The organism is Leptolyngbya sp. FACHB-541, assembly GCF_014695875.1.
Taxonomy (GTDB): domain Bacteria; phylum Cyanobacteriota; class Cyanobacteriia; order Elainellales; family Elainellaceae; genus JAAUTN01.
This window is the reverse complement of record NZ_JACJPC010000084.1, coordinates 1-10,899: the sequence shown is the minus strand read 5'-3', so window position 1 is coordinate 10,899 and position 10,899 is coordinate 1. Positions and strand designations below refer to the sequence as shown.

Sequence of the window (10,899 nt, the reverse complement as noted above, 5' to 3'; positions counted from 1 at the left end):
GATTTCGGGCAAAAAGTGCCGCCACTTAAACAGAGCAGGAGTAGACATCACAGGGTAGAGAGGAGAGTGTAGTCCTGCTTACCTTACCATTTGCTAGTTTTTGCGACACAGCCTGTGTTACTGCTTCTACTCGAAGTTCAATCATGCACAGCTGTGAGTGAGCAAAAGATCTGGCGCAATTTGCAAATGAGTAGCGCAATGGGTCAGTGCCCCTCCAAGGCAGCGTTCTGGATTCTGATGACTTGAAATAAGCTGTGCTGTCTAACCACGGCTTAGAAGTAGACAAAAAGCCTAAAAGGCTCACAGGGGCTAGCCCTGCAAGATTACGCCACTCATTCGCAAATTGCGCCAGATCTTTTGCTCATTCACAATTGTATTTTGAGATTCGTTTAATGTTCAGCCTAGATTTATCTATCCTTGCCTGCTATGAATGCAAAAATGCCTCAACAGAATACGGTCAAAGCTTGGCAAGTTAATGATCTTCTACTTGAGCTATATCATTACGTTCCAGGTTCCATCGAACCAATTCCCAAACATTCTCACGAAGATTATCAGATTGGTTTCAGTTCAGATTCAATTGGAGAATATTTTTATCGCGGTACTTGTCATCATGTTCCTATGGAAAGTTTTAGTATTCTACATACCGATGAACCACATAAATCGCGCGAAGTAACGTGGTTTGATACTCCCTGTAGTTTTTGGATGCTATACATCAAGCCCAACTTATTTTATGAGGTTACGGAGCAGCTTATAGGATGTTCAACGATGCCGTTCTTTAAACATCCTGTTATTACTGACTGTGACTTAGCTACGAAATTCCTCCAATTTTGTGGGGCAATCGAACAGAGAGTGTCTAGGCTTGAACAGGAATCTCTGCAACTATCTTTTCTTTCCAGCCTGATTCAGCGATATGCGGATGTTCAGGACTCGTCCCAATTGATAGGAAAACAGCAGCATCAAATCAAACAAATACGTGAGTACTTGGAGGAACACTTGGAGGAAAATGTTTCGCTGGAGTATCTTGCTCAGATGGTTAACCTAAGCCCTTATTATCTCAATCGCGTTTTCCGTAAAGAAGTTGGAATACCTCCTCACAAATACCAAATTCAAGTACGTATTGATCATGCTAAGGCATTACTCCAACAAGGTTTGTCTGTTAAACAGGTTGCTGAACAGCTTGGCTTTGCTGATGTCAGCCACTTCACGCGGCATTTCAAACAGCTAGTTCAAGTCACACCAGGGCAATATTTGTCGCAACAAAACCTTACAAAAGAAGGCAAGAACGTTCAAAAGTAAACGTCGTGAAATTTTGTAAATTTTATGTGTAAGTAATTGAGCAATATTGGGACGGCATTCATGAGACGACGCAGAGTAGTTCTTGCGGGTGTGACAGCTTCAGCAGGTTTAGTTGCTGCAAGATATCGTGTTCCAAGTGCTGCTGTGTCGATTAGGCTACAAGTTGAGCTTTCGCAATGAAGGTTTCTTCAACTGACGGAAACGTCATGCCTTGGTAAACCCATTTCAGCTCATGCTCTAAATCAATCACAAGAGGAATTTTAGTCATGCAAGCTAAAACGTTAAAGCTCTTGATTTTACTGGCGCTCGCCACAACTGGACTCGCCACAACTGGAGCAATTTTGGCATTCGCAAGGCAATCTGTTGAAACGACCAATCAACCCTTAATTAGTCAGGCTGATTTGCAGAATACGACATTGCCTGAAATGCCTGTATCCAACGAAATTGAACTTGAGGTGGTGGCTGAATTACCCATTCGCCCTTCTGCGGTGGTCAAAACTCCCAATGGCAGAGTGATTTGGACAGAACACTTTGGCGCACCCAATCCAAATCGAGTCCATGAATTGCTACCCGATGGTACATTTCGAGATTATCCGGCTGGAGTGCAGTACGAATCTCATGCCTTGCGAATTGACAGCCAGGGAGTGTTATGGATGCTGGATATGGGCGGAAATGGCAGACTTCCTAAGTTAATTGGCTGGAACACGACGACCGAATCTTTGGTGAAAGAAATTGAGATTCCATCTCCTGCCTATGAACCCAATTCTTCTATGCAGGACTTTGTAATTGATGAATCTAGAAATCTGGTGATTATTGCAGATACGGCAGGGGGTTCAGAACCCTGGCAATTTAACCCAGCATTAGTTGTAGTTGACCTGAACACTGGGGAGTCTCGTCGGTTGCTAGCAGGGCATTCCAGCGTACAAGCTGAGGCGATCGATGCGATTATCGAAGGTGAGCCATTGATGATCACTACAAATCGTGAAACAGGTGAACAAATACCCTCCCGCTGGGGTGTAAATGGAATTGCGATCGACCCCACCTACGAATGGGTTTATTACAGCCCCATGAGCAGCACAAGCGTTTATCGAATCTCCACTCGTGATCTAACGGACACTAGCCTCAATGCAGAAGAACTGGGTAATCGTGTCGAGCGATATGGCGACAAAAACATTGGCGATGGCTTGATGGTAGACACAGCAGGAAACGTCTACAACACCGATTTGCAATACAACGCGATCGGTGTCACAAATGCAGAAGGCGATTACCGCTTGATTCGCAAGGATGATGAATTATTGAACTTTAGTGAAGGCTTTGAACCTGCCGCAGATGGCTACGTTTATGTAGCAACGAACCAAGCACACAAAAGTATTTTCTTTCAGCCCGTTGATGTCGGTGTTCCTCCTTATTACCTGCTGCGCTTCAGACCATTGGCACCTGCTCGTTAGAACTAAAGGAACTAATGCTACCTAAGAAATTGTTGCCAGCTATTACTCTATCTGTTCTAGCTATCAGCTCTCTGGAGATTCATAGTGTTGCTCAACAATCCCAACAGCGATCTACTCAAGATCCAGCGCGATCGCCTGAGCTTTCACTCGCAATCCATCACATGACTATATCTGTTGCTGATGTAGAAGCGGCATCACAATGGTATTCAGAGAAACTTGGTTTTACTGAGACGAGACGGGTTGTACTCGACAATGGCAATGTGCAAATTGCCTGGATGGAGATCCCAGGCTTTCGAGTAGACCTGGCTCAGGTTCAAGGGTCAGTGCGACCTGAAGAACAGAATGCTGTACCGCCGCAACATATGCTCTCGCAGGGTTGGCGACACTTAGCGTTTGCAGTAGATGATGTCGATCGCGTCTATGAGATTCTGAGCGATCGGGGGGTTGAATTTATCAGCCCACCTGCGACCTACGATCCACCAGGCATTCGCATTGTGTATTTTAAAGACATCGACGGCAATATCTTGGAACTCTACAACGATCTTCCCTAATAAGCATTCTTGCTCCATCCTCGCCTTCACATTCGATCATCTTACTTATTAGTAGTAATCATGCTCAGCCGTATCAGAAGCCCTTTTCATATCCTTACGACACAACGCACAGCCGTTTTTAGTAGCATAATTGCCTTCATGGTCTCGCTTATTCTGGGGATTCCGTTACTTCACTTCAGTCTTCCTGTTGCGATCGCTCAGAGCTCCATCACTCAAAATCAGAACATAACTACCCCAATTCGAGTCTGCTCTGCTGCAACAATGAATCGAACTGCTTCCCCAGAAATGAGCGCAAACGAGCGTTTAGGGCTACATAGTGAGTTTCATCGCAAACTTCAGCCAATGATTGGATCTTTCCGAGTTAAACAAACTGCGCGATTTACAGCTGACGCAACCCCCATTGAATTTAATGACATTACTGCACGTCGTTATTGGCTAGAAGATTGCACGACACTATTTGAAATCATGGAAGGAACAAGCAATAATCAACCGTTTACACGACTTGCTCTTTACACCTACCAACCTCTGGATCAGGAATATCAATTGTCATCGATGGATACTCGCACCCCTGGGCTAATGAGCTTTCGCAACATTGCAGTTGAGGGAAATAACATCAGTTTTGGTATGACCTATCCTTTTCCAGGATTGACTTCACAAATTGATGGGCGTTCCACCAAACTGCGCCATGTTCTGCACTTGCAGAACGACCAACACCAGGTGTTAAGCCAGTATTTTCAGTATCCAGGAGATAGAGAGTTTTTAGCCATTCAATATACCTACATACGTATGCAATAAAGAGAATTTCCCAATTCATTTATCAGAAATTCTAGAATGCAACGTTCTTTAAAAAGTATCCCAATGGTGTTGATGAGCATGTTTTTAGGTTCCGTCGCAAAAATAGGAACTGAGCTTATGATCGGGGAGCCGATTTTTCTTTGGCTTGAATCCGATGGCATCTCCCGATCTGTTTAAGTGGCGACACTTTCTCCCCGAAATCATCCTGTTGAACGTGCGCTGGTATTGCCGCTACGCGCTATCCTACCGAGATTTAGAGGAGATGATGACAGACCGAGGCGTTCGAGTAGACCACTCCACACTCAACCGCTGGGTTTTGAAATACGCGCCAGAGTTGGATAAACGGATTCGCCCTCATTTGAAACCGACAAACGATTCGTGGAGGGTGGACGAGACGTATATCAAAATCCAAGGAGAGTGGAAATATCTATATCGGGCTGTGGACTCTGAGGGTAACACGCTGGACTTCCTGCTGAGTGCAAAACGCGATGGGAAAGCAGCGGTATGTTTTTTCCGTAAGGTGCTAAAAGCGAAGCACACTCAGATTCCACGAGTGATCACAGTGGATAAAAATGCGGCGTATCCTGTGGCAATGGATGAATTGAAAGCAGACCAAACGTTGAAAGCCGAGACCGAATTGCGGCAGAGTAAGTATTTGAACAACATCATCGAGCAGGACCACCGAAACATTAAGCGGATCACAAAGCCAATGATGGGATTTCAATCGTTTAACACGGCGAGAAGAACTCTGCGAGGCCTTGAGGCAATGAATATGATTCGTAAAGGACAGGTGAACAGGATAAACCAAGGGGATAGTGTTTCTCAAGCCAAGTTTGTTGAAGAAATCTTTGGAATCGTGAGCTAAGGGAGTGATAAGGATAAGGATCGTTTGTCCTTACATGGAATTTGCGACACAACCTACAATTGTGTCCTTTGCCTCACTTAACTTCCTGTCTACCCATAAATCCTGTTGCACACCGACTGTATCAGGTCGACTGGTGAGTCCGAAAGGTTACTAGCGGCGGGTAAACGGGGGCGTTCGACTGCTTAGTTTATCTGTCGGAGTGCAACCTAAAAGTTGTCTATGGGAGGTGACCGCTCAGATCTCTGTTGGATCAGTTTGAATCAGCTAGATATCTTAACCGTTGTGCCAAGAAATCAACGAACGTTTGGACTCGCAGGGAATGACGACGATTGGGCAGGTAAAGTGCATAAATTCCCATGTCCATATCGGCTTGAGGATAGAACTGAAAATCGCTCAAGACAGCTTCTAATCTACCGGTCCGAATATCTTCACCAATTAACCAGGTTGGCATGAGTATGATACCAACCCCATCGGAACAAACCTGTCGCAGAACTTCCGAATGATTAGCAACCAGTGAACCATTCACCTTAACTTCACAAATTTCTTGGTCTCGTTTAAACCGCCAGATTTCATACCCTGTGGAGTAACTAAAGCGCAAGCAATTATAGCGGGCTAAATCATCAGGGTGATTAGGTTTGCCATGCTGTTGGAAATAGATTGGGCTACCGCACACTTGGCGCTGATAGGAAGCGAGTTTGCGAACTAGCCAAGTGGCACCAGATCGATCGAGATTCCCCAGACGAATTACTACATCAAGTTCGTCTTCGACGGGGTTGGACAATGCATCACTCAGATTGAGATCAAGTTGCATTTCAGGATGTTGCTCTAAGAAATCTCCAATGATGGGCGCAACATGAAGTCGCCCAAATGCCGCAGGCAAACTTACCCGCACCAATCCTCTTGGCACTTCATCCTGCTCTGCAACCGACAGATTAGCAGCTTCGACATCTTGAAGAATCTGCACTACCTTGTCGTAGTATTTGCGCCCTTGAGGGGTGAGTGTAACGCTGCGAGTCGAGCGGTTGAATAGCTGAGTGTGCAGTAGGTTTTCTAAAGCATTGACTTGGCGTGTAACCGAAGAAACGGCAACGCCTAGCTGCCGAGATGCTTCTGAAAAACCACCTGTTTCAACCACTTTGGCAAAGGCTTGCATGGCAGCGAATTGATCCATTTTGAGTTTATCTTTGCACAAAACGCAAAAGTGCTTGGCGCTGAGAATAGATTAACATCTTCTGTGAGTGAGGTTATGTTGAAAGAGTCATCAATTGCAGAATTCACCATGACATTAACGATCAAAATTACTTCAGATTTCATTTGTCCCTGGTGTTTAATCGCAGAAACTCGACTGAACAAAGCAATTGCTCAAATCAAACCTGCAATCGAAATTCAGCGCGTTTGGCAACCGTTTGAGTTGAATCCAGAGATGCCAGAAATGGGGATGGATCGCAAAACCTACCGCTCCAATAAATTTGGCAGTTGGGAATACTCGCAACAATTGGATGGGAAAACGATGCAAGCTACTCAGGATGATGACATTGAGTTTCGCTATGACTTAATGACAATTACGCCCAACACCCTGAAAGCACATCGCTTAACCTGGTTTGCTGAACAGCAAGATAAAGCAATCGTGATGGCAGAACGCATTCTGAAGGCGTATTTCACAGAAGGAAAAAACATTGTTGAGCTTGATGTTTTAGCCAATCTGGCGGCTGAAGTCGGAATAGATGTAAAAACAGCAAAAGCATTCCTGTTGTCTGATGCGGGGATGCAAGAAGTACGAGGACTAGAACGTCAGGCGATCGCTCAAGGGATTCATGGTGTTCCTCACATTCGCATTGGCAAAGAAGTATTATCGGGTGCTCAACCCGTTGATGTCTTTCTCACAGCTTTGCAAAAGGCAATCCATGAATCAACAACTGCCTGAACCTAAGCATGAATGTGTTTAATCCAAAAACGGCGGCAAAGATACCATGACAAATGACTTAGGTTCATCCTCCAATCCCCATAGAGTCAAACTTTACGGACAGCCCAATTCAGCATCTGCTTACGAAATTCGAGATTTTCTCAACCGGAGCGTGGTTGAATTTGACTGGATTGAATTAGCGAGCGATCGGGACTGCGATCGCGAACTCGGATTCTCAACACTGAACAATATTCGCTTACCTGTTGTTGAATTTCCAGATGGAACCCAACTCTTTGATCCAACCATTCGCGAGATTGCCCAGCGACTCGGTTGGGTAACGCAACCCAAATTCAGAGAGTATGATCTGTCGATTTATGGTGCTGGCCCTGCTGGCTTAAGTGCAGCCGTATATGCAGCATCTGAGGGCCTACGCACGGTTCTAGTTGAACGCCACGCCATTGGTGGGCAAGCAGGTACCAGTTCCTTAATCGAGAATTACATGGGATTTCCTGAAGGCATCAGTGGCGCTGATTTAGCCGAACGTGCTCGTCAGCAGGCAGTCAAATTTGGAATTGAATTGCTGCTGCTGCGCGAAGGCGTGAAATCAGAATTTCGAAACAATCGCATCTATACAGATATGGCGGATGGCAGCAAAATGATTGCCCATGCCAATATCTGCGCTACAGGGATTGAGTATCGACGGCTCAATCTTCCGAATGAAGACCAGTTTCTGAATGTCGGATTGTTTTACGGTGCGGGTGCAAGTGAAGCACCTCTGTGTGGTGGTGAGCACATCTTTATTGTGGGTGGCGGCAACTCAGCGGGTCAAGCTGCTATGTACCTCTCGCGCTATGCCGAAAAAGTAACGATGTTGATTCGCGGCAATACGCTAGCAGCTAGCTTGTCGCAGTACCTTGTTGAGCGCATCACCCAAAAAAGCAATATTGAGGTACTTTTTCAGACGCAGGTGACTGGATTGGTAGGGGATATCTCGTTGCAGCAGATCGAAGTGACCCACTATCGAGATCGACCGGTACAGACAATTGACACGCGACGGTTATTTGTTTGCATTGGTGGTGCGCCAAATACCGAATGGGCAAAAGATACAAACATCATTCGGGATCGGGCAGGCTACTTAGTCACTGGATCAGATTTGCTCAAAGATGGTCGACCACCTGAATGCTGGACGCTTGAGCGCGATCCATTTTTTCTAGAAACCAGTGTTCCTGGTTCCTTTGCGGCAGGAGATGTGCGACATGGCTCTGTGAAGCGAGTGGCTTCAGCCGTAGGGGAAGGAGCAATGGCAGTCACGTTTGTCCATAAGTATTTGGAGGAAGTCGGATGAACGCTACAGAGAATCATGCCATTGTTATTGGTGGCTCGTTAGGCGGATTATTTGCGGGTATTTTGCTGCGATCAATCGGGTGGCAGGTGGATGTTTATGAGCGATCGCCCCACACGTTAGATAGCCGAGGTGGCGGAGTCGTATTGCAACCGGATGTAGTGGAGGCATTTCTACGGGCAGGAGTTGCCTATGAGGCTCCATTAGGTGTAGTAGCGCACGAGCGATATTACCTGAAACGCGATGGCAGCATTGCCCAGCGGATGCCGATGCGTCAGACCTTAACCTCCTGGAATTTGCTGTATGGCAGTATGCGGCGACACTTTCCAACTGAGCATTACCATCAGGGAAAAAACTTGGTAGAAATTGAGCAAAACGATGAACAAGTGGCTGCCATTTTTGCCGACGGCTCTTCTGATACAGGCGATTTGTTGATTGGCGCTGATGGCGCAAACTCAACCGTTCGTCGATTACTCTTGCCCGCCTATGAGCCTCACTATGCAGGCTATGTTGCCTATCGTGGGTTAGTGAACGAAACCGATCTTGGTCAGGAAACAGCGGCTCTAATGACAGAACGATTTGTGTTCTATCAATTTCCCAACTCACATATTCTGCAATACGTCATTCCCGGCGAGGATGAATCACTGGTGCCAGGAAACCGTCGCTTCAACTGGGTATGGTACGTCAACTATGATGAGAAAACGGAGTTACCGCGCATTCTCACCGACCAAGATGGTAAACGTCGCGACTATTCAACTCCACCCGGCATGATGGCTCCAGAGATAGAACAGGAGATGCGATCGTATGCCAATAAAGTCCTCGCACCCCCTTTTCAAAAGCTGGTTGCTGCTACAAAAGAACCGTTTGTCCAGGCGATTTTAGATTTAGGGGTACCCCAAATGGCGTTTGGTCGTGTTGCATTAGTCGGTGATGCCGCGTTCATTCCTCGCCCACACACAGCAGCCAGCGTCTCTAAAGGAGCGGCTAATGCGATCGCGCTTGCGGATGCCCTGATTGAACAAGATCATGCGGTTCATCAAGCCCTGCATGCATGGGAAATTGACCAACTTAGATTGGGAATGCATTTGTGGAAGGTTGGCCAAGATTTGGGTGAACGTTCTCAGTTTATGTATGGCACCGGGCGATCGGAGGATGACCAATGAACACGTAGCGATCGCAGCCGAACAAGTCGATGAAGCGGACAGTTGGAAGATCTTGGGGTTGTGTCGCAAAAACTTTTGATTAACAAACGATCGATGTCGTTCGCGTTGCTCTAAGCACTCACTTCAAAGATTGCTTCGATAAACTTGGCTTGAGACACACTGTCCCCCAGCCCAATTCCTTTCACTTGTCCTTTTTTGATCATATTCATCGCTTCAATTCCGCTCAAGGTTCTTCTCGCAGTGTTGAATGACTTGAACCCCATCATAGGTTTCACAATCCGCTTGGTGTTTCGATGGTCCTGCTCAATCACATTATTTAAGTATTTGCTCTGTCGTAATTCGGTTTCTGCTGCTAGAGTTTCATCCGCTTTCAGAGTGTCTATTGCCACCGGATAAGCAGCATTCTTGTCCACTGTAATGACTCGCGGGGTTTGGGTGTGCTGACCCTTGAGTACTTTGCCAAAGAAGCGTGCTGCTGCCTTACCATCACGTTTCGCACTCAACATGAAGTCCAAGGTATTACCTGCTGAATCGACAGCGCGATACAGATATTTCCATACTCCCCTGACTTTGATATAGGTTTCGTCAGTTCGCCAAGAATCGTTCGTTGGCTGCAGATGCTGTCGAATCCGTTTGTCTAGCTCTGGCGCGTACTGCAAAACCCAGCGATTGATCGTCGAGTGGTCAACTTTTATGCCCCGTTCTTGCATCATCTCCTCCAAATTTCGGTAGCTGAGGGAATAGCGGCAGTACCACCGCACATTCAGCAGGATGATTTGGGGCAGAAACTGCCGCCATCTAAACAGAGAAGCAGTAGACATCGGAGGGCAAGGAGAAGAGTGTCGTCCTGCTTACCTTACCATTCGCTAGTTTTTGCGACACAACCGTTCTAAGTACGCAAAAGACTCAAGCACTTCTGTCCAAGACTTTTACAATCAAATGTTGCTCATTGATAGCTTAGCTATGCTCAACTCGCAACCTTTAGCAGGTGCAAAAGACAGGAGCGCTATCCGGAGTGGCAGCCAAAACCATTAATGAGCGCTCCTCAGCCATACTCGCCTTCATCCGCACTGAAGCCTCAAACCTCTGCCGTATAAACTCCGGATTGAGCAACGTAAAAGTAATCCGACATTCGTATTCTCTGTATCGTCAGGCAATGACAAGAGCCTCCCTTCTGATAGAAAGGAGACTCGTTAAAGCATAGTCCCTGGCACACTCACTATTTTGGCAAGAGGTTTTTCTCCAGCTATCTTTACCGCTTCCGTGTTTCACAGGCTCAGTTCGAGAGGAATGAGCGCGGTTCCACTGCGTCAGGAGCACCCAGGAAAAACGGTTAGAAATAAACAGTACAAATTGGTTCTGACGGTTGCTAGGGATTCATATTCACTAGAACCTTGAGGATTGCATAGCGCTTGTCATTAACACCAATGGAAGAGGTCAAGCCCTCGGTCTGTTAGTACTCCTCAGCTTCACCCATTACTGGGCTTCCACTTAGAGCCTATCAACGGGTGTTCTACCCGTGACCTTACTGGATTA

Annotated in this window: 10 protein-coding genes and 1 rRNA gene; 8 read left to right on the top strand and 3 right to left on the bottom strand. The window is 46.4% G+C overall.

Translation table 11 applies throughout. The annotated features are described in order from the left end of the window. The first annotated feature begins 438 nt into the window (after window positions 1-438). The 5 genes from H6G00_RS18520 to H6G00_RS18500 all read left to right on the top strand — a co-directional run bounded on the left by H6G00_RS18520 (window position 439) and on the right by H6G00_RS18500 (window position 4,955). On the top strand, window positions 439-1,296 hold the full coding sequence (locus tag H6G00_RS18520; RefSeq protein WP_190797876.1) for an AraC family transcriptional regulator: 858 nt from the start codon (window positions 439-441) through the stop codon (window positions 1,294-1,296). A 266-nt stretch (window positions 1,297-1,562) separates the two neighbouring features. Continuing rightward, window positions 1,563-2,744, top strand: a complete 1,182-nt coding sequence (locus H6G00_RS18515; RefSeq protein ID WP_190797875.1) for an L-dopachrome tautomerase-related protein — start codon at window positions 1,563-1,565, stop codon at window positions 2,742-2,744. A 14-nt stretch (window positions 2,745-2,758) separates the two neighbouring features. Next, on the top strand, window positions 2,759-3,295 hold the full coding sequence (locus H6G00_RS18510; protein ID WP_190797874.1) for a VOC family protein: 537 nt from the start codon (window positions 2,759-2,761) through the stop codon (window positions 3,293-3,295). Window positions 3,296-3,433: 138 nt separating this feature from the next. Next, on the top strand, window positions 3,434-4,090 hold the full coding sequence (locus H6G00_RS18505; protein ID WP_190797873.1) for a DUF1579 family protein: 657 nt from the start codon (window positions 3,434-3,436) through the stop codon (window positions 4,088-4,090). A gap of 154 nt (window positions 4,091-4,244) precedes the next feature. Then, entirely contained in the window at window positions 4,245-4,955 is a 711-nt protein-coding gene (locus tag H6G00_RS18500) for an IS6 family transposase (RefSeq protein WP_190797872.1), read from the top strand. Between the two features lie 250 nt (window positions 4,956-5,205). Here the strand turns inward: H6G00_RS18500 and H6G00_RS18495 are convergent, their stop codons facing one another. Beyond that, entirely contained in the window at window positions 5,206-6,126 is a 921-nt protein-coding gene (locus tag H6G00_RS18495) for a LysR family transcriptional regulator (protein ID WP_190797871.1), read from the bottom strand. 108 nt (window positions 6,127-6,234) lie between these two features. Between H6G00_RS18495 and H6G00_RS18490 the strand changes: the two genes are divergently transcribed. Genes H6G00_RS18490 through H6G00_RS18480 form a run of 3 tightly spaced genes read left to right on the top strand, consistent with a single transcriptional unit; the run spans window position 6,235 to window position 9,363 of the window. Then, a complete protein-coding gene (locus H6G00_RS18490; protein ID WP_190797870.1) occupies window positions 6,235-6,879 on the top strand; it encodes a DsbA family oxidoreductase in 645 nt (214 codons plus the stop codon). A 46-nt stretch (window positions 6,880-6,925) separates the two neighbouring features. Continuing rightward, window positions 6,926-8,203: an FAD-dependent oxidoreductase gene (locus tag H6G00_RS18485; RefSeq protein WP_190797869.1), complete on the top strand. Its 1,278-nt coding sequence runs from the start codon at window positions 6,926-6,928 to the stop codon at window positions 8,201-8,203. Continuing rightward, window positions 8,200-9,363 carry an FAD binding domain-containing protein gene (locus tag H6G00_RS18480; RefSeq protein ID WP_190797868.1) on the top strand — a complete coding sequence of 388 codons (1,164 nt, stop codon included), beginning with the start codon at window positions 8,200-8,202 and terminating at the stop codon, window positions 9,361-9,363. The genes H6G00_RS18485 and H6G00_RS18480 overlap by 4 nt, the downstream gene beginning before the upstream one ends. Before the next feature lie 110 nt (window positions 9,364-9,473). Here H6G00_RS18480 and H6G00_RS18475 read toward each other — a convergent pair whose 3' ends face one another. Together H6G00_RS18475 and H6G00_RS18470 are read right to left on the bottom strand one after the other, a co-directional pair. Further along, a complete protein-coding gene (locus H6G00_RS18475) occupies window positions 9,474-10,184 on the bottom strand; it encodes an IS6 family transposase (protein ID WP_190797867.1) in 711 nt (236 codons plus the stop codon). A 612-nt stretch (window positions 10,185-10,796) separates the two neighbouring features. Beyond that, window positions 10,797-10,899: ribosomal RNA gene (locus H6G00_RS18470) — 23S ribosomal RNA — on the bottom strand; the annotation flags it as partial.

What these genes read in the sequence shown, in the direction of transcription:
- H6G00_RS18520 (WP_190797876.1), top strand. Translation starts at nt 439, where the DNA reads ATGCCTCAACAGAATACGGTCAAAGCTTGGCAAGTTAATGATCTTCTA.
- H6G00_RS18515 (WP_190797875.1), top strand. Translation starts at nt 1,563, where the DNA reads ATGCAAGCTAAAACGTTAAAGCTCTTGATTTTACTGGCGCTCGCCACA.
- H6G00_RS18510 (WP_190797874.1), top strand. Translation starts at nt 2,759, where the DNA reads ATGCTACCTAAGAAATTGTTGCCAGCTATTACTCTATCTGTTCTAGCT.
- H6G00_RS18505 (WP_190797873.1), top strand. Translation starts at nt 3,434, where the DNA reads ATGGTCTCGCTTATTCTGGGGATTCCGTTACTTCACTTCAGTCTTCCT.
- H6G00_RS18500 (WP_190797872.1), top strand. Translation starts at nt 4,245, where the DNA reads ATGGCATCTCCCGATCTGTTTAAGTGGCGACACTTTCTCCCCGAAATC.
- H6G00_RS18495 (WP_190797871.1), bottom strand. Translation starts at nt 6,126, where the DNA reads ATGGATCAATTCGCTGCCATGCAAGCCTTTGCCAAAGTGGTTGAAACA.
- H6G00_RS18490 (WP_190797870.1), top strand. Translation starts at nt 6,235, where the DNA reads ATGACATTAACGATCAAAATTACTTCAGATTTCATTTGTCCCTGGTGT.
- H6G00_RS18485 (WP_190797869.1), top strand. Translation starts at nt 6,926, where the DNA reads ATGACAAATGACTTAGGTTCATCCTCCAATCCCCATAGAGTCAAACTT.
- H6G00_RS18480 (WP_190797868.1), top strand. Translation starts at nt 8,200, where the DNA reads ATGAACGCTACAGAGAATCATGCCATTGTTATTGGTGGCTCGTTAGGC.
- H6G00_RS18475 (WP_190797867.1), bottom strand. Translation starts at nt 10,184, where the DNA reads ATGTCTACTGCTTCTCTGTTTAGATGGCGGCAGTTTCTGCCCCAAATC.